General features: G+C 42.7%; 21 protein-coding genes and 2 pseudogenes. 20 read left to right on the forward strand and 3 right to left on the reverse strand.

Annotated elements, in window-relative coordinates:
• Window position 1: 1 nt before the first annotated feature.
• The 8 genes from JCM19038_RS08415 (at window position 2) to JCM19038_RS08450 (ending at window position 7,895) form a co-directional block, all read left to right on the forward strand.
• Window positions 2-715: an IucA/IucC family C-terminal-domain containing protein gene (locus JCM19038_RS08415; protein ID WP_152549374.1), complete on the forward strand. Its 714-nt coding sequence runs from the start codon at window positions 2-4 to the stop codon at window positions 713-715.
• The gene (locus JCM19038_RS08420) at window positions 697-1,482 is read left to right on the forward strand and encodes an HpcH/HpaI aldolase/citrate lyase family protein (protein ID WP_042416658.1); all 786 of its coding nucleotides are present in this window, start codon (window positions 697-699) and stop codon (window positions 1,480-1,482) included. Before JCM19038_RS08415 ends, JCM19038_RS08420 begins: the two co-directional genes overlap by 19 nt.
• Window positions 1,483-1,518: 36 nt before the next feature.
• Entirely contained in the window at window positions 1,519-2,700 is a 1,182-nt protein-coding gene (locus JCM19038_RS08425; RefSeq protein WP_238554336.1) for a type III PLP-dependent enzyme, read from the forward strand.
• The gene (locus tag JCM19038_RS08430; RefSeq protein ID WP_042416661.1) at window positions 2,701-4,479 is read left to right on the forward strand and encodes an IucA/IucC family protein; all 1,779 of its coding nucleotides are present in this window, start codon (window positions 2,701-2,703) and stop codon (window positions 4,477-4,479) included.
• 1 nt (window position 4,480) lies between these two features.
• The gene (locus JCM19038_RS08435; RefSeq protein ID WP_052361294.1) at window positions 4,481-5,200 is read left to right on the forward strand and encodes an RraA family protein; all 720 of its coding nucleotides are present in this window, start codon (window positions 4,481-4,483) and stop codon (window positions 5,198-5,200) included.
• A gap of 209 nt (window positions 5,201-5,409) precedes the next feature.
• A complete protein-coding gene (locus JCM19038_RS08440) occupies window positions 5,410-6,177 on the forward strand; it encodes an ABC transporter ATP-binding protein (protein WP_042416663.1) in 768 nt (255 codons plus the stop codon).
• A 14-nt stretch (window positions 6,178-6,191) separates the two neighbouring features.
• Window positions 6,192-7,139: an ABC transporter substrate-binding protein gene (locus tag JCM19038_RS08445; protein ID WP_042416666.1), complete on the forward strand. Its 948-nt coding sequence runs from the start codon at window positions 6,192-6,194 to the stop codon at window positions 7,137-7,139.
• Between the two features lie 3 nt (window positions 7,140-7,142).
• A complete protein-coding gene (locus JCM19038_RS08450; RefSeq protein ID WP_042416669.1) occupies window positions 7,143-7,895 on the forward strand; it encodes an ABC transporter permease in 753 nt (250 codons plus the stop codon).
• Here the strand turns inward: JCM19038_RS08450 and JCM19038_RS08455 are convergent.
• Window positions 7,892-8,331, reverse strand: a pseudogene (locus tag JCM19038_RS08455) (winged helix-turn-helix transcriptional regulator). The gene JCM19038_RS08450 and the pseudogene JCM19038_RS08455 sit on opposite strands and share 4 nt — an antisense overlap.
• Window positions 8,332-8,440: 109 nt before the next feature.
• On the opposite strand from JCM19038_RS08455, the gene JCM19038_RS08460 reads away from it, so the two are divergent.
• From JCM19038_RS08460 to JCM19038_RS08485, 6 genes and pseudogenes are all read left to right on the forward strand, one after another.
• Entirely contained in the window at window positions 8,441-8,956 is a 516-nt protein-coding gene (locus tag JCM19038_RS08460) for a DUF4242 domain-containing protein (RefSeq protein ID WP_042416671.1), read from the forward strand.
• 18 nt (window positions 8,957-8,974) lie between these two features.
• A complete protein-coding gene (locus tag JCM19038_RS08465; protein WP_042416675.1) occupies window positions 8,975-10,030 on the forward strand; it encodes an acyl-CoA dehydrogenase family protein in 1,056 nt (351 codons plus the stop codon).
• Window positions 10,031-10,257: 227 nt separating this feature from the next.
• A complete protein-coding gene (locus JCM19038_RS08470) occupies window positions 10,258-12,339 on the forward strand; it encodes a BglG family transcription antiterminator (RefSeq protein ID WP_042416679.1) in 2,082 nt (693 codons plus the stop codon).
• 1 nt (window position 12,340) lies between these two features.
• Window positions 12,341-12,607, forward strand: coding sequence for a PTS sugar transporter subunit IIB (locus JCM19038_RS08475; RefSeq protein WP_042358364.1), 267 nt, complete (start codon window positions 12,341-12,343; stop codon window positions 12,605-12,607).
• Window positions 12,608-12,626: 19 nt separating this feature from the next.
• Window positions 12,627-13,978: pseudogene (locus tag JCM19038_RS08480) on the forward strand (PTS ascorbate transporter subunit IIC).
• A 255-nt stretch (window positions 13,979-14,233) separates the two neighbouring features.
• On the forward strand, window positions 14,234-14,623 hold the full coding sequence (locus JCM19038_RS08485; RefSeq protein ID WP_052361296.1) for a FixH family protein: 390 nt from the start codon (window positions 14,234-14,236) through the stop codon (window positions 14,621-14,623).
• A 34-nt stretch (window positions 14,624-14,657) separates the two neighbouring features.
• Here JCM19038_RS08485 and JCM19038_RS08490 read toward each other — a convergent pair whose 3' ends face one another.
• Together JCM19038_RS08490 and JCM19038_RS08495 are read right to left on the reverse strand one after the other, a co-directional pair.
• A complete protein-coding gene (locus tag JCM19038_RS08490) occupies window positions 14,658-14,969 on the reverse strand; it encodes a multidrug efflux SMR transporter (RefSeq protein ID WP_042358371.1) in 312 nt (103 codons plus the stop codon).
• Window positions 14,951-15,301, reverse strand: a complete 351-nt coding sequence (locus tag JCM19038_RS08495; protein WP_042416682.1) for a multidrug efflux SMR transporter — start codon at window positions 15,299-15,301, stop codon at window positions 14,951-14,953. The genes JCM19038_RS08490 and JCM19038_RS08495 overlap by 19 nt, the downstream gene beginning before the upstream one ends.
• 160 nt (window positions 15,302-15,461) lie before the next feature.
• Between JCM19038_RS08495 and JCM19038_RS20640 the strand changes: the two genes are divergently transcribed.
• The 6 genes from JCM19038_RS20640 to JCM19038_RS08525 all read left to right on the forward strand — a co-directional run bounded on the left by JCM19038_RS20640 (window position 15,462) and on the right by JCM19038_RS08525 (window position 20,774).
• On the forward strand, window positions 15,462-16,016 hold the full coding sequence (locus JCM19038_RS20640) for a TetR/AcrR family transcriptional regulator (protein ID WP_052361302.1): 555 nt from the start codon (window positions 15,462-15,464) through the stop codon (window positions 16,014-16,016).
• Window positions 16,017-16,294: 278 nt separating this feature from the next.
• Window positions 16,295-16,717 (forward strand): hotdog fold thioesterase, encoded by a 423-nt coding sequence (locus tag JCM19038_RS08505; protein ID WP_052361304.1) that lies wholly within the window; start codon window positions 16,295-16,297, stop codon window positions 16,715-16,717.
• A gap of 668 nt (window positions 16,718-17,385) precedes the next feature.
• Entirely contained in the window at window positions 17,386-17,940 is a 555-nt protein-coding gene (locus JCM19038_RS08510; protein WP_042416683.1) for an RNA polymerase sigma factor, read from the forward strand.
• Window positions 17,930-18,676 carry a hypothetical protein gene (locus JCM19038_RS08515; protein ID WP_042416685.1) on the forward strand — a complete coding sequence of 249 codons (747 nt, stop codon included), beginning with the start codon at window positions 17,930-17,932 and terminating at the stop codon, window positions 18,674-18,676. The genes JCM19038_RS08510 and JCM19038_RS08515 overlap by 11 nt, the downstream gene beginning before the upstream one ends.
• Window positions 18,676-19,542 carry an ABC transporter ATP-binding protein gene (locus JCM19038_RS08520; RefSeq protein ID WP_042416688.1) on the forward strand — a complete coding sequence of 289 codons (867 nt, stop codon included), beginning with the start codon at window positions 18,676-18,678 and terminating at the stop codon, window positions 19,540-19,542. The genes JCM19038_RS08515 and JCM19038_RS08520 overlap by 1 nt, the downstream gene beginning before the upstream one ends.
• Entirely contained in the window at window positions 19,539-20,774 is a 1,236-nt protein-coding gene (locus JCM19038_RS08525; protein WP_042416691.1) for an ABC transporter permease subunit, read from the forward strand. The genes JCM19038_RS08520 and JCM19038_RS08525 overlap by 4 nt, the downstream gene beginning before the upstream one ends.
• Window positions 20,775-20,789 lie beyond the last annotated feature (15 nt).

Raw genomic sequence — 20,789 nt, forward strand, 5'->3', positions numbered from 1 at the left:
TGTGATTTATCGCGAGAATATAAACACCTATGTGAATGAGAATGAACGAGCATTCCCATTAAATGCGGTCACTCACATTCAGAAGAACGGGGTTCCAATCATTCAAGCGTTTATTGACGAATACGGGGCGAAGAGGTGGCTGAACCGACTAATAGAAGTCGTTTCTAAACCATTAATGCATTTGCTTTATGTGCATGGCATTGCGCTCGAGTCTCATGCCCAGAACTTGATCGTCATATTAGAAGATGGTTGGCCGAAGCGAGTCGTTGCAAAAGACTTGCATGACGGGGTTCGTTTTGTACCACATTCACATTTTGGTCCGAAGAACCAACCCGTGCTTATTTCTGAGCCTGAGGCCCATAAAAAGGTTAACCGTTATTCATTCCTTGAAGCCGACGCCTTAACCGATGTGCGTGATTATTTTTACGATGCGTTTTACTTTATCTGCATGACAGAAATCGCGTTCTTCTTTGAACGATATGAGATTGATGAAGAAATGTTTTGGAAGATGTGTACGAACGTCATTCTAGACTATCAACATGAAGTGAATCTTGATCAAGAACGTTGTGAAGCCTACGATCTCTTCGGTGAAGACATAAAGATTGAACAAATGACAAAGCGTCGATTATTTGGCGACGGTGAATTGTACTTTTCACAGGTAGAGAACCCACTTCTACTAGCAAGGAGGCAGGTAGAATGCGAGTCAATCTCTTAAAGCAGAAGATTGCCCGTAACGAAAAGGTGTTTGGCATGTTCGTGTCTACCCCCCACCCTACGATGGTTGAGTTGCTCGGTTATGCAGAGTTTGATTTTGTCATTATTGATCATGAGCATGCTGCAAGCAGCAAAGAAATGATTGAGAACATGATTCGTGCTGCAGAAGTGACAGGAACGACTCCTCTAGTTCGCTTAGCCGAAGTCAACCGCCAAGATATTTTGAAAGTATTGGACGCGGGTGCAGCAGGGGTTGTCATTGCGAATGTAAAGACGAAAGAAGAGGTTGAACAAGCGGTTCAACATACGTTCTATCATCCTAAGGGAATGAGAAGTCTAAATAGTGGTCGTCCTGGTCAGTTCGGAAAGCACTCACTAACGGAATACATTGCCACAGTTAATGAAGAACTGATGCTCATACCGATGATTGAAAGTGTCGAAGGGGTAGAGCAGAGAGACGAAATTGTATCGTGCTCACATATCGATTTCGTGTTAGAAGGTACTGCAGATCTATCCCAATCGTTACACGTACCGTGGCAGCTTGATCATCCAGATGTAGAAGATCATGTAGAACAACTATTTGAATCTACGAAACGAGCGAACATTCCTTATGCGATCGTTTCAAGAAATGAAACCCACCATCAACAGTGGAGTGAAAAAGGTGTATCGATCTTTGTTCTCGGAGATGAACGTGGGAACGCCTTTCGAGCCTTTCAAGCAAAACTTAATCACTACCGTTCGTTAGCGAGGGGGAAATCCGATGAATAAGGAAATCCAACAGTTAGTGACACAGTATAGAGAAGCGTGTCATCAACATTGTGTGCGTATGTCTATGATCTTGACCGGTTAGAGCAAGAAGCTAGAAATATGGTCAAGTTGTTGCCGAAAGATACAAATCTGTTCTATGCAATTAAGGCCAACCCTGATGAACGAATACTTGGGGCATTGTTGCCTTATGTGTCAGGCTTTGAAGTCGCTTCGATTGGTGAATTAAAGAAAGTGAGAAAAGTTTCTGCCGACGTTCCCGTTCTCTTCGGCGGCCCGAGTAAGAAAGAATACGAATTGCGAGGGGCGTTGCGTGCGGGAGTGACGTACATTCACATCGAGAGTACGTTGGAGTTACAACGGTTACTACTGATCGCAAATGAATTACAGACCTCAGCGCAAGTTCTATTAAGAATTAACTTGAATTATGATGACCTCCCAACAACAAACGTAACGATGGCAGGAGAACCGTCGCCCTTTGGGATGGAAGAAACAGAAATTGAACGTGCGTTAAAGTTAGTCGCGCATCAGAATTTGGTTCAAATCTATGGCTTTCACTTTCACTCGATATCAAATAATCTACGTGAAGACTTGCACGTAGCGATGATTGACCATTATGTAGATAAAGTGGAAGAGTGGCAATCTACGTATGGACTTGATGTAAAGGTTCTAAATTGTGGAGGTGGATTTGGCGTCTCGTATGATGAGAATCCGAGCTTTGATTGGGAGAAGTTTATCGCGGCTTTAAAGTCTAGTGGTGTTCTCGATCGTGTGAAAGGCAAGCAATTGTTTTTTGAACCTGGAAGAAGAATCGTTGCTAACTGTGGCTATTATGTCACTGAAGTGAACGACCTAAAACAATCTCAGCAGGAACACTTCGCCATTCTTCGTGGTGGGACGCACCATCAACGTCTGCCCGCATCTTGGGGACATAATCATCCCTTTAAGATTATCCCAATTGAAGAATGGCCGTACCCGTTCTCGCGCCCGACAGTAACAGAGGAGCGAGTGAACATCGTTGGTGAGCTCTGTTCTCCGAAAGACCGATTGCATTCCCAGGCCGAGGTGACTCAACTTCGGGTCGGAGATTTGGTCGTATTTCTCCAATCAGGAGCTTACAGTTGGACAATTTCCCACCATCAATTTCTAGGGCACGATCAACCGGCATTTCTTTACTATCGTGACAAGCAGTTTCAGTCTATTTCAAGGAGCGATCATTAAATGGCACCTACATTAAAAGTTATTAACGCTGAGACATTGATTATTCAGGATTTAATTCAAGCATTAAGAAATGAAGGGTTCTTCCCGTTAGATCAGGAACTTCCTTTGCTACGAGATGCACGCCCAGAAATTCAACGCTTGTTCGGTGTTGAAGAAGAAACAGTTGTGTATGAACATGATCTTTGTTTTCTATTAGAAAGACGCGCCGGAAATGAGTTGAGCTGGAAGCTTGGTAGCCCCATTTATAGACGAGAACAAAATGGTTGGACTTTGTTAAAAACAGCAGCGGAAATTGCTCGATCGACCTTAGACATGAATCAGGTTGGTGCAAGGAAGTTAATTGAGAGTATAGAAACGTCAATTCACCAGCTACAGTTAAGCATTGATCATCTTAATGAACAAGAAAACAAAGAATTGAATCACTCTTACGATTGGTTTATTGAAAGTGAGCGGGTGGCGTCTTATCGAGATCGACCTTTTCACCCTACAGCGAAGGCAAAGATCGGGTTTACCGATCAACAGTATAAAAAGTATATGGCAGAATTCGGGTGCACGATGCAGTTGTATTGGGTCGCAGTGAAAAAAGATGCGATGGTAACGGGCGAGACGTCTTTATCGCCAATAGATGGTCTCCCTCTAGAAGAACAAAAGTTGTTAGAAGAGGAGTCAGGGAGACAGGGAGTCACTCCAGAGGACTACACACTCATGCCTGTGCACCCGTGGCAAATGGAAGTCATCATTAAATCGACGTATGAGCAAGAGATTAAAGAAGGCATCATCGTTCTTTTGGAAACGAGAGCAGGAGATTATGTGGCGACGTCGTCCCTTCGTTCATTAGCGACTGAAGAACCGTCATCAATGATGCTGAAATTACCAGTTAGTGTCACATCATTAGGCGCATCCCGCTATCTACCTGTCGTGAAATTACTAAATGGTGGCTCAGGTGAGCGACTATTAAGGCAAGCGATTGAATGCGATGACGTCCTAACAGAGAAAGTCTACCTATGTGATGAACGTCATTGGTGGGGGTATATGCCTGAATCGAAAGGGTGGTTTGATGAACAACCGAGACATCTAGCTGCTCAACAACGACTCTATCCAGAAGAATTAACGAAAGAGCCTTATCGAATGATTACAATGTCAGCACTTGGTGCTGGGGTTGCAAGTGAAGACTTCTTGAAACAATTACTAGGTGATCTAGACGTTGAGACGTTTTTTGATGAGCTTGTTGAATTGTTCTATACCGTTGTCATGCGGTTGTTCAAAATTGGTGTCGTTCCAGAGATTCATGGTCAGAATTGCTGTATCGTCGTAAAACACGGTAAGCCCGTTGCTCTCTTATTCCGTGATCACGATTCAGTCCGATTGCATCCACCTTATACTGAGCGCTACGGACTTGAAGATCCTAACTACCGAATCAGACCGGGCTATTCAAACAGCTTGTACAATAACACGGTCGATGATTTGCTATTTTACGTACAAACATTAGGTACTGAAGTTAATATTCGTTCAGTAATTGAGACCTTTGCACAGACGTTTGAGGTCACGGAAGAAGAGCTATGGCTCGCAACGAAACAAAGGTGGCAAGAAGCGTTGAAGGCAGTTGGTTTCTCTGAATTTGAAGAACAGCGGCTACATGTGAAGTTATTTGAAGCGGATCATTGGCCTGTAAAACAAATTCTAAAACCGTTGCTTGATGTTGACGGAGTACCAGGAGCAATGCCCTCCGGAAAAGGTCAAGGTCACAATCCTTTTAAGCGCATTTTAGGAGGCGTCTAGAATGATTCGAATCGTTGATAAGAAAATGAAATATACGAATGAGACGATGGAATTGATGCAACCATTACACACGTCAACCATTGGTCATTTCACCGATTTCGGATTCGTTAACGATCTTAAGACTACGCACCCGGGTAACAAAATTAGCGGCACAGTCGTCACCGTTAAGCTCTCAAACGGTGACGGGAAACCAATCACAGAAGCGCTAAACGAAACGGAAGCAGGAGATATCCTAATTATTGATACGTCAGGCAATAAAACGCACGCGTGCTGGGGAGAGTTTCGTTCATTACAAGCCTTGGCTACGAAGGTTTCTGGAGTAATTATTAACGGAGCGATCACCGATCTCGACACGTTATGGCAAGTGAATCTTCCTGTTTATTATGAAACGGTCTCAGCGAAAACGACGAAACCGTTAAATCTAGAAGCAGAGATCCACGGTCTCGTTAGTGTAGGTGGCGTCGTCTTTGAATCTGGCGATTACGTCATTGCGACGCGGATGGGATTTATAAATTTAACCCATTGGATTACGAGGAAATTATCGAAAAAGCACGGGGAAAAGAAGAGCGAGAAGAAATTCGAAGGCGCTCGTTTCAAACGTAAGCTTCAGATTATCGAGGTTCGGGGAACCATGTCTTCTTGTTCAAGTGGAGGAGGTGTGGATTTGATTATTGTTAGTTCAAATTCAAGGCATAATCCCTTCATACAGACATTTATGTAGTGAATTTGAAGCTTTATGTTGGGATTTTTATAATTCCCCTTCAATCCTGAAGCAAAATCCCAACATACAACGCTAAAGCAGCTGTTTTCTAACAGCTGTTTTTTTAGTGGAAAAATATTGGTTGTTTTTTATTACTAAGTATATTAAACTAACTTAAAACATAGTAAACAACTTTGTATTATCAAAATTAAATGGATTTAGGTGATGACATGTCTGCGCTCGTACAAGTGAATGAGATGAGCAAATCGTTCCATGACAACGAAGTATTGTCAGAGATTTCTTTATCCATAGAAAAGGGTGAATTCGTATCGATCCTCGGTGAAAGTGGCTGTGGGAAGAGTACGTTACTGAACGTTATTGGGGGATTTGAGGCTCCGACGTCTGGACGTGTACTGATGGATCAAGTTCCTATTGAGAAGCCAACGAGACGTGCAATTATGCTCTTTCAACATTATGGTCTTTTGCCTTGGCGTACAGTGAAGAAGAATGTGGAATTTGCGTTAGAACCAACAATCTCATCTGCAGCTGAACGAACGAAAAGAGCAAATGAGTACATTCAATTAGTTGGGCTTGAAGGAAGTGCCAATCAGTTTCCTGCGGAATTATCTGGTGGGATGCAGCAACGTGTCGCAATTGCTCGTGCGCTTGCAATACAACCTGAGCTGATTCTAATGGATGAACCGTTTGCTGCGCTTGATACGTTTAATCGCTATTATCTTCAAGATGAGCTTTTGCGTATTCAACAACAAGAGCAAACGACTGTAGCGCTAGTTACACATGACATTGATGAAGCCGTCTATTTGTCCGATCGCATTATCATTATGGATCGTAATCCAGGGAGAATTAAAAAGACGATCGCCATAACGCTTCCTAGACCGAGAGATCGTAGCCATGGAGATTTTCATTATTTTAGAAAATTGATTTTTGATACGTTTCATTTTGGAAGAAACGAGCTTGATTCCGACTATCACATTTAACGTAAGGAGGGATGATGGTGCATCGTCAAGTGAAAGCGATCAGTGCAATTTTTATACTCATTGCGGCAATGGTGATTACCGGCTGTCAGCAACGAGAAGCGGCAGCTGATTCAACGATTAAGGTCGGGTATTTGCCAATCACTCATGCAGCACCTCTTTACATTGCAAATGAGAACCAAGAGCAATTTATGCAAGACGGAGTTATCGAATTAATTCGTTTTGGTACGTGGATCGACTTAATGGATGCGTTGAACAGCGGCAGAATTGACGGGGCTTCAGTATTGTTTCCTTTAGCCATGAAAGCTCATGAAAAAGGAATCGATATTAAAGCGACCGCACTGGGACATGAAGATGGAAATGCAGTGATTGCCGGTCCAGCAATTGAACAAGTAGAAGATCTAAAAGGTGAAACGGTCGCCATCCCTCATACTTTATCTACGCATAACTTGTTATTAGATGAAATGTTAGAGAACGCTGGAATGAACTACAGTGACGTGAATGTCGTAGAGATGCCACCGGCTGAGATGCCGGCAGCGTTATCAGAAGGAAGAATTGAGAGTTACATTGTTGCAGAGCCATTCGGAGCGATTGGTGTGACGTTAGATGTGGGGCATGTGTTGTATCAATCAAATGATCTTTGGCCAGGGTGCCTCTGTTGTGCAATGGTCTTTAGACAAAGCTTCTTAGAAGATCGTCCTGAGTTAGCGAAGCAATTTATGGAAGGTTATGCGCATGCTGGGGAACATGCTGAATATGATCTCGATGCTCATATGAATTATTTGAACGTGGATGAAGAGGCGTTATCGCTATCACTAGAATGGATTTCTTATGAAAATCTGAATATCAATCGTGAAGATTATGAGTATATGAGAGATCGAGTATTGGAAGTAGGATTAATGGAAGAGCCACCAACGTACGACGAGTTTGTCGATACGTCATTACTTGAGGAGATCCAAAGGTAGCTTATGAGAAAAATACTAAATGTCATGATTGCGTTCATTGTCCTTATTGTCACTTGGCAATCGGTGATTTGGATTGGTGGGTATGAAGAAGCTCTATTACCATCTCCGTTCAGTGTTGCGAGCGGAATTGTAGGGATGGTCATATCCGGAACCATTTTCGAACACATCGCGATTAGTCTATTTCGTTTCTTTATGGGTTACGGAACAGCCGTGATTGTCGCAATCGTCCTTGGTTTAATCTTAGGGCGTTCACTAAAACTATGGGGAATTGTCGATCCGATTGTTCAAGTATTGCGCCCTGTGGCTCCGGTCGCTTGGACACCTTTTATCGTTTTGTGGTTTGGGATTGGGAATATGCCAGCGATTGTCATCATTTTTATTGCTGCTTTTTTCCCGGTGTTACTCGCAACCGTTTCAGCGGTTAAAAAGGTCGATTATACGTACTTGAAATTAGCGGAAAATTTAGAAGTGAAACAACCAGCTTTGATGTACAAAGTCATACTTCCAGCCGCCTTCCCAGGAATTGCGAATGGATTGCACCTTGCTGTTGGTACTGCTTGGATCTTTCTCGTTGCGGGGGAGATGGTAGGCGCCCAATCTGGATTGGGCTACCTTATTATCGATGCAAGAAATGCGCTTGATCTTGATTTGGTGTTAGCGGGAATCTTCTTTATTGGCGTTCTTGGGTTATCAATTGATAAGTTACTTGGATTGTTTGAATCATGGGTAGGCAAACAGTGGGGGTTTAACCGTTAGGTTTGATGCTCATACGGGATGACAGATAAGTGTTCTTGAGGAATTCTTTCGCCTGTTTTTTCGTCATAATAACCGATCTCCACGTCGTTGCCAGTATCTGAATTGACGAGGGCTTTATAACACGTATCAAGATGTTCGCGCCCCCATAAGAGAAGAGCGTGAAAGACAGGTTCAAGGTCTTTGCTTTTCTTGGTCAGTGCATATTGGTAACGAGGAGGGTGCTTGCTATAAAGCTCTGAAACAACCATGCCTTGTTGTTCCAATGCTTGAGGCGAGTCGATAATAAATTTGCTGAGATGGTCTCCAGATTGTGCTTAATATCATTAAATGTCGTATTGCCGACAAGAATTTCATGAATGATTAAAAGTGTCCAACGATCACCGACGATGTTGAGTGTTTGTGCAATGTTACACGGTAATGGATAGCGTTCTTTCATCACGTTTCCTCCTTTAATATCGTAAGTATAACACAGAGTTCACTAAGTTGATTTTTTTAACCCAGTATACTAAAATAACCTAAATAATCAAAAAGGAGTGACGAATACAATGGCATTATTTTTAGTCGAAGCAACATTAAACGATGCAAGCGAGCAAGCTGCTGTAGAGCGTGCAGTCGATACGCTTAAACTTGGGGATGCAACACTTATTGAGGTGCAAGTAGCAAGTGATTATAAGAAAGTGTATGTCATTATTGAAGCTGGAAATGAAGCGGATGTTAACCCTGCATTTAGTGAAAGTGTATTTACAGTCGAAGAAGTAAAAGAAGTAAGAATTGTAGGTCAGGACTTAGAGGATGTTCGAAAAACGGCAGGCAAAATCAACTATTTGGTTGAATGGAACTTCCCGGCAGACCTTACGATGGATCAATATTTGGAGCGTAAAAAGAAGAATTCTGTACACTACGCAGAAGTACCTGAAGTGGAATTCCAACGTACGTATGTGTGTGAAGATATGACGAAGTGTCTATGTTTCTATGATGCTCCAGACGACGATGCGGTAAAACGCGCTAGAGAAGCGGTAAAAGCACCAGTGAGTTCCATTACTAAACTTTCAAGAGATTGAGATTAGGAGGAGAAGTCTATGCTTGAGCAATGGCTGAAAACAGAGTTAAAACCTCTCGTACAAGAGATTGATTTAGAAGGGTTTTATCCGAAACAAATTTTACAGGGCCTTGGTGAACAAGGATGCTTCTCCTCTTCGAATCATCAATCTTATTTGCAGTCGGTACAACAAGAAGTGGATACTGTACGTCTTGTATCGAAGTATTGTATGACAACGGGTTTTATTACGTGGTGTCATTTAGCAGCCATTACGTATGTAAGGCATACAAAAAATGAATCATTGAAAAAGAGATTGCTGGCTCCTTTGGAAAGTGGAGAGGTCCTCGGGGGAACCGGTCTTTCAAACCCAATGAAAAACTATGCGAACCTCGAGCCACTCCATCTAAAAGCACGAAAGGTCGATGGAGGATATGAGGTAACTGGGGCGCTACCATCCGTGTCGAATCTGGGTGAAGATCACTGGTTCGGGGCGGTTGCTAAAGTAGAAAATGAAGATCGTAACGTCATGATTTTTGTGGAGTGTCGTGGAGAGAGGCTCGATCTAAAAGAGAAAAAAGATTATGTTGGCATTAATGGAAGTGCAACGTATGCTGTTCGGTTTTTGGACTTGTTCGTTCCGACAGAGCAAGTGTTAGCTGAAGACGCAGATACGTTCATCAAGACGATTCGTCCCTATTTCCTTGTGTATCAAATTCCCCTCGGTTTTGGAGTCACTGAAGCTTCGATTGCTTCTAGCGAGAGTGCGCTAAAGAAGCAAAACGGGTGCAATGCTTACATGGAAGAGCAACCAGATCAAGTGAACAGGGATTTGGCACACCAACAAGAACGACTTGCAGAACAATTCCAAAACGAGCCCCTCATTTGGGAATCATTGTTGCCGATCCGAAAGGCGAGCGCTGAAGAAGCTGTGAAAGCAGCACACATGACGATGCTTCATGTTGGAGGGCCCGCCTATTTAAGGAAAAGTCATCCGGCAAGACGTCTGAGAGAAGCGTACTTTCTTGTGAACTTAACACCGACACTTCGGCATTTAGATAAGATGATCCAGATCACTTCTAATGAAGCGATAAACTAGGACATTACCGAGGTCTATGACCTCGGTAATGTCCTTTTTTGTTTTGAGCGGTAGTTGCATAAAGAATGGGTAAAATCTATGATAAAACAAACAAGAGTATAGTTTTGCAAAATTCAAATGTACAGTTATTGCATGTCAAAACCTCTTAACAGCTGGAATAGACTGATATATACTCCGAGTAGGTTATGGAGGAAGTGCAAAATTGTATTGTGCAAGGGGCGTACGCTGTGGTTTTAGATCAACGAAGAATTGCCATATTGTCTTACCTTAGCCGTGCAACAACGACGGTATCCATACCTGAACTAGCAAACGCTTTAGGTGTGTCGAAGCGCACACTTTATTATGATTTTAACGAAATTGACCATTGGCTCATTCATCATCACTTGTCACCGATTCAGCGGAACTATAACAAAGGCTTGTATCTGGAAACGGCGACAAAGGAATGCTTGCCATCCTTGTTAACATTCAAGAGGCAGTGGGATTATCGATTCACACAGGTGGAGCGGCATTACGTGATTAGTGCGTACTTATTGCTTCATGACGGGTTTGTGTCTTCAAACGAATTGAGTGAACTCGTTCAAGTGAGCAGGGGAACTTTGTTCAAGGATTTAGCAGTCGTTACTGAGAAGCTTGAAGCATTTGACGTTTCCTTGAACTACTCGAAACAAAATGGATATGACCTACTAGGGTCTGACCAATCGTTGTGGCGTGTGATCCACCAACTCATTCAAGTTGTGATTGAAAACGAGCATGATGAAGTCACGCAGATGTTATTGAATAAGTGTAATCAAGAAGTTAATCACGCTGAAGGAATAATCCGAGAAGAGATTGGCAAGCTTGAGCAACACCTCGATCTTTCGTTTAATGAGCAAGTGACATTGTCTCTCCTGCTACACATGCTGATGTTATACAAGCGACCGCTAAATAACCTTTGGGTTGATCGAGAAGAACAAGAAGTGTTGTTGCAATCACAAGCTTTTGAAGCTGTTGATCAACTAAATCAACGTCTTTCAACTAAGGGCTTCAGACGATTCACTCGTCTCGAATGTGTTGTCTTAGCGATTAGAATTCTAGGTTCCCGAGTGACCGATGGCTCAGCGTCATTCACTAAAGATGAGCGCTCTGATATTGACGTCGTAACAACGGAGATTATTGAGCAATTCGAGGCTCATAGTGGCGTTCGTTTTCGTGAAAAGGAACGTCTACAAAAGAACTTGGTCGCACATATTAAGCCTGCTTATTATCGACTAAAGTACAACGAGCCGTTAGATCATCGATATTTGCCATTAATTGAGCATCAATTAAAAGAAGTCTACACCCTAACAGAACAAGCGCTAGAACCATTGGAGCGTTATGTGAATCGCACAATTCCGAGTGAAGAAGTTGCACTCATTGCGATGCATTTTGGCGGATGGATCCATCGAAAGGTTGACCGAAGATCAAAAGCGTATCGCGCTGTAGTGGTTTGTGAAAACGGAATCGCAGCATCTTCAATGCTTTTTGCGCAACTAGAAGGGTTATTACCTGACGTTGAGATTCTAGACTTCTTACCCGTTCGTACGTTTTCGGAGTATGAAAAAGATATTGATTTTGCCTTTTCAACAACGTACATCCACGCTTCCATTGTGCCAATTATTTATGTTCCGGCGATACTTGGTGATTCAGAGAAAGCACACGTATTACGAGAGATGCAACGGTTTATGGATCCAGACCGAGTGAAGCAATCAGATTTTGAAAGTGTAATCGGCATCATTGAGCAACATGCAACGATTCATAATCAGGACGCGTTAAGGCGCCAGATCGAACCGTATTTTCGTCCAACTAGATCAAGACTTGAGGTGCACAAACCGATGCTACACGAATTAGTAACCGAAGACATGATTACTGTGAAACGAAGCGTCACTTCGTGGCAAGAGTCCATTCGAATTGCAGCCGAACCATTACTAGAGAAAAAATACATTCATCAAGAGTACATCGATGCAATGATTACAAATGTCGTGATGAATGGTCCGTACATTGTCATTGCACCTAATATAGCAATGCCTCATGCCCGCCCTGAAGAAGGTGTTGTTCAGCTTGGTATGAGTATCCTAAAAACCGACGAGCCGGTTCACTTTTCAGAAGAAGAAAAGCATAATGCTCGAATTATCATTGTGCTTGCGGCCGTTGATAATGAAACGCACCTTAAAGCACTTTCTCAGCTTTCAGAATTGCTCTCTGAAGAAGAGAATACGGAAAAAATTCTAGCGAGTACATCCGCATCAGAAATTGCACACGTGATTCAAAATCATAACAAAGGGGAGTTTTAACATGAAAAAAGTATTAGTTGTTTGTGGGAATGGATTAGGAAGCTCAATGATTGTCGAAATGAATGCTAAAAGCATTCTAAAAGATTTACAAAAGGAAGCCGATGTCTCTCACACGGATCTAACGACGGCAAAAACAGAACAAGCCGACTTGTATATTGGGTCAGATGATATCGTTAACAACTTACAAGACGGCTCACGACATGTCGTTGGATTGAAAAACTTGCTTGATAAGAATGAATTACGAGAAGTACTTGATCAAAATTTATAAGTAGTGGAGGTCACAGACAATGATTGATTTCATCATGAACGATCTCTTAGGTACACCGGAGCTTCTCGTTGGTCTTTTTGCACTAATTGGTTTATTAGCCCAACGAAAAGCGATTGCCGATGTTGTATCAGGTACATTAAAAACCGTGCTCGGCTTCGTTATTCTAGGAGCCGGTGCGATGGTGATCGTCCAATCGCTTGATCAATTTAGCGCGATGTTTAACCATGCTTTTAATGTAAACGGCGTCATTCCGAACAATGAGGTTATTGTGGCGATTGCGCAAGATGCGTTTGGAACAGAAACGGCGATGATCATGCTTTTCGGGATGGTTGCCAACATTCTGTTTGCTCGAATTACCCCATTTAAATATATCTTTTTAACTGGACATCATATTATGTTTATGGCTTGTTTGATTGCGGTAATTTTGACGACAGCAGGAATGGGTGGCGTACCGATGGTGGCCCTCGGTGCCATTATCTTAGGTTCACTAATGGTACTACTTCCAGCGATGCTACAACCTTATACGCGAGAGATTACAGGTTCCGATGATATTGCAGTCGGTCACTTCGGCTCATTCGGTTACTATGCATCTGCTTCCATTGGAAAGTGGTTTGGTAACAAAGAAAAGACGACCGAAGATATTAAAGTACCTAAGTCGCTCGGATTCCTTCGTGATACGACCGTAGCCGTCTCCTTAACGATGGTCATTCTCTTCGTTGTCGTTGCATTCTTTACAGGAAGTACATTCATTGAAACAGAACTAAGTGGCGGTCAAAACTTCCTCGTGTTCTCACTCATGCAAGGGCTCACGTTTGCTGCTGGAGTGTACATCATCTTAGCCGGAGTTCGCATGTTACTCGGAGAAATTGTACCAGCATTTAAAGGAATCGCAGATAAAATTGTTCCGAATGCGAAGCCAGCGCTTGATGCACCAGCTGTGTTTCCGTTTGCGAACAATGCCGTCATTATCGGTTTCTTGTTCAGCTTTGCGGCAGGCCTTATTAGTATGATGTTCTTGCCACTCTTCGGGTTGGCTGTCATTGTACCAGGCTTGTACCTCATTTCTTTACAGGTGCTGCAGCTGGTGTATTCGGTAATGCAACCGGTGGTCGACGAGGCGCAATTATTGGTGCGATGGTAAACGGTGTGCTCATTAGTTTCTTACCTGCACTACTTTTACCAGTACTCGGTGATTTAGGATTCCAAAGCACAACGTTTGGAGATTCAGACTTTGGTGTAATTGGAATTGCGCTAGGGCTACTAAGTCAACAAGTTACGTCTACCATTCTTTTTGCACTCGCGATTCTCGTTGTTCTTGCAGGCTTCTTCTTCCTCGGATGGAAAACGAGGAAAGAACCGAGTGAATCGTAATTGTATGCTTCTTCTAACGTGTTCACCTAACAAGTGAATCGTTAGAGGGAGCTTTTTTTGTCTTGAACCATTGAGGAGGTTCATTGTTCTGTGACAAACCAGTCATTCTTTCTCCACAAGAAATTCACAATCTTCTCGTATAGTAAGGTGAGATCAGCAATGTTCTTCTAGTTTAGTGATTATGAACATAAAAATAAAAAGGAAAAAGTAGGACGAGCAAGTCGTTTAACGTGTATATGGAGAGGGTGGCAACGTTTGAAGCGATGGATGAGTTTAGTTATTTTATTAGTGGTAGTGGTAAGTGGTTGTGGGTTAAATGAAGAAACACAAGAACTGTCATTGTCTACTGAACCGATCGACGTGGAAATTCAGCCAATCTCAGAAGCAGTGGTTGGTGAAGAAATCACAATTGAGACACTCGTAACACAAGAAGATCATCCGGTTGAAGATGCACAAGCTGTAGAGATTGAAATTCGCTTTGAAGGTCAATCGGAAGGGGCACTATTCCCAGCAGAAAATGATGGGGAAGGTCTTTATCGTAGTACCCATACTTTTGCAGAAGCAGGTGTTTACGAGATTCAATCCCATGTAACCGCTAGAGGGATGCACGTAATGCCTGTACAAAAACTACAAGTGGAAGAATAAATAAGTCGTTCGATTATTTTCGAACGACTTATTTTTAGGATAAGAGTTTCAATCCAACAGCAGAGCATAGAATAAGCGCAATACAAACGATCCGTTTTACTTCCTTTGACTCTCCGAATAGATACATACCAAGCACGGCTGAACCTGCGGTACCAATCCCGGTCCACACTCCGTAAGCGGTTCCCATTGAAATGTCATTCATCGCATACGTAAGAAGGGAAAAGCTAATCCCGAAGAAGATGACTAAATAAATAATCGCCGACCATTGTTTCATGGCGACTTTCTTCAAGTTAATAACACCAAGCACTTCAAATAACCCCGCAACAATTAAAGCTGTCCAGTACATGGTTCTTCCTCCCTCACATCGCTACTTAATAACTTCAATCCAATAACGCCGAGTAGAAGTGTACCGATTAACAATACTTTCATCCAACTAAACGGTTCATTGAAAAAAAGCGTCTCAACAACGACTGTCCCTGCCGTACCGATCCCTGCGAAGACGGCGTACACTGTACCGATTGGAAGTGTACGAGTGGCTAAAATGACGAGCGTGAAACTTATGATGATGGCAAAAACGGTTAAGGACCATTGCCAGAATGTTGATGAGTAATTAAGGCCAGAAACCCAAAAGATTTCAAGTACACCTGCTGCGAGTACCATCAACCAGTTTGTGTTCATGTTGGATCGCTCCTTTATAAGTGATGACAGTTCTCATTCTATACTAAAAAATAAAACCGTCCAGTCGGTTTTATTTCAACTCTGTTAAAAATACTCATTTTGGATGTTCTCCTATTGTGCGCTACACTAGTGATAAGAAAAGCCGAAAGGTTTGAGAGACATGCGTAATGAAGAGAAAAACACACGAATCTTTGAAGCAACAACAAAGGTTATTAACGAACAAGGAATTAATCAGTTTACGTTAGATAAAGTAGCAGAACGTGCAGGAGTGAGTAAGGGGGGCTTGTTGTATCGTTTCCCTTCAAAAGAACGCCTCCTAAAAGGGTGGAGCCACTATGTACTTGAGGTATTTACAACCCTCGTAGAAGAGGAGGTAGAGAAGTCCAATTCGTTTGCAACGGCGTATTTACAAGCGACGTTACGAAGCCTAGAAAGTGCGGAGATGAAGACGTTTATGACGGTTTCTGGTTATCAAGCTGAGGAACAGTTCTATGAAGGATGGAAAGAATTCTATGCGCAAACGATCGTGAAGTTGCAAGAAGAAACGAGCCCTGAAGTAGCCTCAATTATTCAGTTAACGTGTGATGGACTCTGGTTACAAGATGCCTTTCAGTTGAATCATCGTACCGAGCACAAGCCAATCAATTGGTTTCTTATTTACAGGGACTTGCAGCAAGTGATTTCGATCGTTGAAATGAGTGGCGACAAACAGTAGAAGTAGAGTAAAGCATTATTATTTGAGGGTGTTGCTTTAAGTAACATCCTTGTTCAATTATTGGGCCAGATTGTTGAAGAACATAAGGAAAGAACTCAAGATGCGTTTAATGGGGCGCAAGTCTGGTTTGATTACCTGATTGCGCCATTTTAATATAATACAATAAACTCCTTTCTAAAGTTTAATTATCAGAAATAATGATGGAAAACATCATTAACTTTAATTTAATTAATGTCTTTTTAGAAAGTATGATTATTAAAAGGAGGAGGCTTGTTGTAATGAGTTCAATATTAAATGCTTTGGGTATACATATAATTGAAGTAATGGAAGATAAGGTAGTTGCAACCATGCTAGTGAATGATTCAACGAAACAACCCCAAGGTCAATTGTATGGTGGTGCTTTAATTGTATTGTCAGAAACAGTCGCTTGTTTAGGGACTTGGGAAAACATTAACTTAGAAGAGGAATACACAATCGCACTAGAGATAAACGCTAATTATATGAAAGGCATTTATGAAGAAGGAGTTGTAGCTACAGCAGTTCCAGTACATAAAGGAAAAAAAACTATGGTTTGGGAAATAGAAATTGTTGAGGATTCATCAGAAAAGGTCATTAGTAGATCACGTTGCACGATGTCTATTCTTGCTTTAGAGAAGAAATTCGAGAATGAGGCTGTAAGCACATTAACTCTAGAGGATTAGAGTATGGAATCAGATAATGTGTATCCCTACAACAAAGTAATGATTGATAAGGTGCGCATGCTCAGGAATTAAGCGCGATCCTTCAATAAAGGTTGTGCTTTTCTTTGTGGGGCCATTTAATGGAATAAATAAACAATCAAGTTTGTAGTTAAGACTTGTGCATTTTTTCATCCTTGTGTTTTTATTGTAATTAAAGGATGGGGTATGGCTGTGGAAAAGCGTGATTATTAGTAAACCTCCGTTGAATGAAAAGAAGGCTTTTTCGAACAAAGGAAATAATATGAAATCAAATGAATCAATAGGGTACTTATGGTAATACCGCTTCTGCTAAGATCACGCAGATCGTGTGCGGTTAGAAATCACGAGGAATGCAAGCAGTTAGCGTCTTTAAATGACCCATTTGCAGGGTGGACGGTCACATAAAAAGGGGCCCGGACACGCTGCCTCTTTTTATGTCGACTTTTCTATGCCCAGCTTTAGAATACATCGTCAGCTCGAAACTCCAACCCAATCGTTGTGGGAACCTATTTTAAGAAGTAGATTTTCACTATTTCATAGACCGCCCCTCTCTCGCCACCCAACCCAATAATTTTTTATAGAAAACACAAACAATTTGTCGCTAGATTACGAATATAAGATTAGGAGAAGCAAAAGGTAGGGTGAGAAGTTTGTCGCGTGAAAGAAAGCTCATTAAGAGAATACGTAAAAAAGGGCATCATGACGCGGCGAATGAGCTCGTCTCGATGTATTATACCGATCTACTCGGTTATGTAAAATCGAAGGTTTCCGATGAGGAGCTTGCAAGAGACCTTACTCAAGAAATATTTATCCATATGCTAGAGTCGATCCGTTCATTCGATGAAAGAAAGGCAAGCTTTCGTACGTGGCTTTATACAATAGCTTCCCACCGAATGATTGATTATTTTCGCTCAAAAGCGTATCAACAGGCGAAGAAAACACGTGCGATTGACGTTGACGATCGCCAAAGTGAGGATTTCACAGAGCAACTGTTTCGTTCATTTGAGGTGGAGCGGATTCTTGAATTTTTGCAAACATTCAAAGAGTCTGAGCGACAGATCGTGCGAGGGAAACTCCTACAAGGAGAACGGTTTGTCGATCTGGCAGATAAGTTGAACATGCCAGAATCAACGATTAAAACGAAGTATTATACGTCGCTCAAACGAATAAAGGACGCTTGGGAGGTAGATGATCATGACCAATGAGCACAGAAACGAACAGGAGATTCAAACCATTGTCAGAAAAGGCATGAGTGACAATGATCGGTTTTACCGTCGGCTGTTCAAATTGTATCAAATGATTGGTTTCCGCCATCTGTTCTATGATGGACGTGAAGCGATGTTTCTCGTCTTATCTGTCCTATTGTTCATGCCGCTCGTCGCTGTATTGTTTGCTTTGATGCAAGAAGCGAGCGCGACGTATACCGTCCCGACCCTTAGTTTGCTGTTCATGGGGACCCCTTTCTACTTCTATGCTCATATGCTCCTGTTCGTCGTGTTAAAAATGGAGCAACCTGGCATTGAAGTCGAACAAGCAACGCATTTCAATCTCGTGCAACTCACTGCTTTACGCACACTCGTAATTGCGGTTTCCTCTCTCATTGGCATCACCTTTTTTGTTGCCTTTGCGAATGTGCTTGGTGTACACATCCCCGTACTACAAGGGTTAGCTGTCGCCTGTAGTGGCCTATTTTTATTTGCTTCAATTTACTTGACGTTGATGACGACGATTCAGAAAAAGTGGCTTTGGCATTGGGGGTTTCCAACTCTATGGATCACCATGACCATTGGCTTGTACTTAGTGCCAGGAGTGCCCCTTGAAGGTATCGTTCAAATGATTCCTACGGGTGTATACACCGTTCTTGCCATCGCTGCCTTTTCTTATTTTTATTCACAAATTCAGATTCTTTTTGACGATACAAAACAAAAGGGTGAGGTCTAGTGTTAACGATTGAGAATGTCACGAAAAAGTACGGTACATCTACTGTACTAAAGGAGCTCTCACTTAAATTTGATACAGGTGTATATGGGTTGCTTGCGCCAAATGGTGCAGGCAAAACGACACTTATCAAAATGATGGCCACATTATTGTTTCCAACGAGTGGCAGCATTCGTTATAACGGTAAGGACATTTATGGGATGGGCGCGACGTATCGCGATGTGATCGGTTATCTGCCCCAACAGTTTGGCTACTATAAGAATGATACACCGACGCGTTATTTGCACTATATTGCTGCATTAAAGGGGCTCGACTATAAAAAAACGAAAGTCAAAGTTGAGGAACTGTTAGAAACGGTTGCACTCACGGAAGTCGCTCATAAAAAAATGAAGCGATTTTCCGGAGGTATGATTCAACGGGTCGGCATTGCCCAAGCGCTTTTGAATGACCCACAATTGCTCATCCTTGATGAACCGACCGCCGGCCTTGATCCGAAAGAGCGCGCTCGGTTTCGGAACATGTTGTCCCGGCTCTCTAAAGAGCGCACCATTATTTTAAGTACGCACATCGTCGCTGACGTGGAGTCCATCGCCAATGAAATCGTCATGATTAAAGACTGGAAACTCCTGTATAAAGACTCCATCGATACGCTTTGTAACAGCATCCAAGGAGAAGTGTATGAAACGTTGGTCGCCCATGAAGAGATGGAGCGGTTTCGGGAAACGTATGTGATTCTTGGAGAACGACAGGAAAATGCGCACGTGCGTGCGCGTTTTCACACAACCGCACCAGTCCAACGAGATTGGGAAGTGGTATCCCCTCAGCTTGAAGATGTGTTTTTAACGGTGTATCAGGACGAGCGGCAATGAACGTATTCGGTTATGAACTCCGGAAATTGTTGCGCTCCCCCGTTCTTCTTTCGCTTATCAGTCTGCTTATTCTACTCAACGTTCTCGTCATCTCTTCTGCCTGGTACGACATGTCTGCTACCGAAAGAAACGCAACAACATCACTTGTGGAAAACTACGGGCATGTGCTCGATGAGAATTGGGTGTTTGATGTTGCCGCTGACAATGAAGAGCGGTTAACAGCTTTTAATGAAACGAACAACACAACCATTTCTTCGGCGAGCGATCAGGTGGCTCACGGCATCGACTTTACGGACCCACTTGCCATAGAACTCATCGAGCTTGCCGTTCGCGAAGCCTATGTCGAAGATGCACAATTCATCGATGAGGAATATGAGCAAATTACTATGAACGGTCTCGCCGAAGAGGCGATTGATCAATACGCACTCGAAGGAAATCAAATCGAATGGATGCACAACCAGTACGCTGCCTACAGTGAGCGTTACGATGCACTTCTCCATCAAGAAGAAAACAAAACCGTCTTCTATCTCGGTCAGCAAACCCATGCAACCCTTTATGAACACGTCTTTCGTTACTCGTTAATTGGGCTTTCAATCATCCTCACATTGCTCACTGCACATAGTGTGAATTACGAGCACGCGTACGGTACTGCACAGCACATATATAGCACTGCGCGGGGTCGCCGTTTGCTGTTCACGAAATGGTTAGCGGTGAACGCCAGCAGTTTTCTCATCATTACAGCGGTGTTGGCCATTTCTTTAACGGTCTTCTTCTCCACAAGCTCCTTCTCTGGAATGTGGAATACGTATGTGAGCTCGTATTTCAATATGGATGGACCGCTTCCGTATTTGACGTGGTGGCCGCTGACGATGTTGACGTTTCTAATCGGCGCCTTGATCGTCACGTACACGGTGCTTTTAATCTTCGTTCAAATCGTCTTTTTTACGAGTGTGTTCATACGTAATAGCTATGCCGTCTTTTTCGTTGTCTTGATCGGCGCTGGAGGCTTCGTGATGCTCCCATTACTCACCCCAGCTGGTTCCAATTTCCTGTTTTACGGAATGTATACGCCCGTGACGCTCATCATGAACCCGCACATGTGGTTCTCGGCGACCGCACCGCTCACTGCAGCAAAAACGTATGAGGTCGTTACACTTCTCGTTTGGAGCGGGGTTGCCTCGGTTATGGTATTCGGAGCGTTTCGAAGCTTCAACAAACAATCGATACATTAACAGAAAGGAAGAACA

The sequence above is a fragment of the Geomicrobium sp. JCM 19038 genome (assembly GCF_000698125.1).
Taxonomy (GTDB): Bacteria; Bacillota; Bacilli; order Bacillales; family Marinococcaceae; genus Geomicrobium_A.

Excerpts from the sequence above, each read along its gene's own strand:
- JCM19038_RS08515 (WP_042416685.1), top strand. The coding sequence starts at position 17,930 with ATGACCAATGAGCACAGAAACGAACAGGAGATTCAAACCATTGTCAGA.
- JCM19038_RS08475 (WP_042358364.1), top strand. The coding sequence starts at position 12,341 with ATGAAAAAAGTATTAGTTGTTTGTGGGAATGGATTAGGAAGCTCAATG.
- JCM19038_RS08460 (WP_042416671.1), top strand. The coding sequence starts at position 8,441 with ATGGCATTATTTTTAGTCGAAGCAACATTAAACGATGCAAGCGAGCAA.
- JCM19038_RS08495 (WP_042416682.1), bottom strand. The coding sequence starts at position 15,301 with ATGAACACAAACTGGTTGATGGTACTCGCAGCAGGTGTACTTGAAATC.
- JCM19038_RS08445 (WP_042416666.1), top strand. The coding sequence starts at position 6,192 with ATGGTGCATCGTCAAGTGAAAGCGATCAGTGCAATTTTTATACTCATT.
- JCM19038_RS08430 (WP_042416661.1), top strand. The coding sequence starts at position 2,701 with ATGGCACCTACATTAAAAGTTATTAACGCTGAGACATTGATTATTCAG.
- JCM19038_RS08465 (WP_042416675.1), top strand. The coding sequence starts at position 8,975 with ATGCTTGAGCAATGGCTGAAAACAGAGTTAAAACCTCTCGTACAAGAG.
- JCM19038_RS08420 (WP_042416658.1), top strand. The coding sequence starts at position 697 with ATGCGAGTCAATCTCTTAAAGCAGAAGATTGCCCGTAACGAAAAGGTG.
- JCM19038_RS08505 (WP_052361304.1), top strand. The coding sequence starts at position 16,295 with ATGAGTTCAATATTAAATGCTTTGGGTATACATATAATTGAAGTAATG.
- JCM19038_RS20640 (WP_052361302.1), top strand. The coding sequence starts at position 15,462 with ATGCGTAATGAAGAGAAAAACACACGAATCTTTGAAGCAACAACAAAG.
- JCM19038_RS08435 (WP_052361294.1), top strand. The coding sequence starts at position 4,481 with ATGATTCGAATCGTTGATAAGAAAATGAAATATACGAATGAGACGATG.
- JCM19038_RS08450 (WP_042416669.1), top strand. The coding sequence starts at position 7,143 with ATGAGAAAAATACTAAATGTCATGATTGCGTTCATTGTCCTTATTGTC.
- JCM19038_RS08525 (WP_042416691.1), top strand. The coding sequence starts at position 19,539 with ATGAACGTATTCGGTTATGAACTCCGGAAATTGTTGCGCTCCCCCGTT.
- JCM19038_RS08490 (WP_042358371.1), bottom strand. The coding sequence starts at position 14,969 with ATGTACTGGACAGCTTTAATTGTTGCGGGGTTATTTGAAGTGCTTGGT.
- JCM19038_RS08440 (WP_042416663.1), top strand. The coding sequence starts at position 5,410 with ATGTCTGCGCTCGTACAAGTGAATGAGATGAGCAAATCGTTCCATGAC.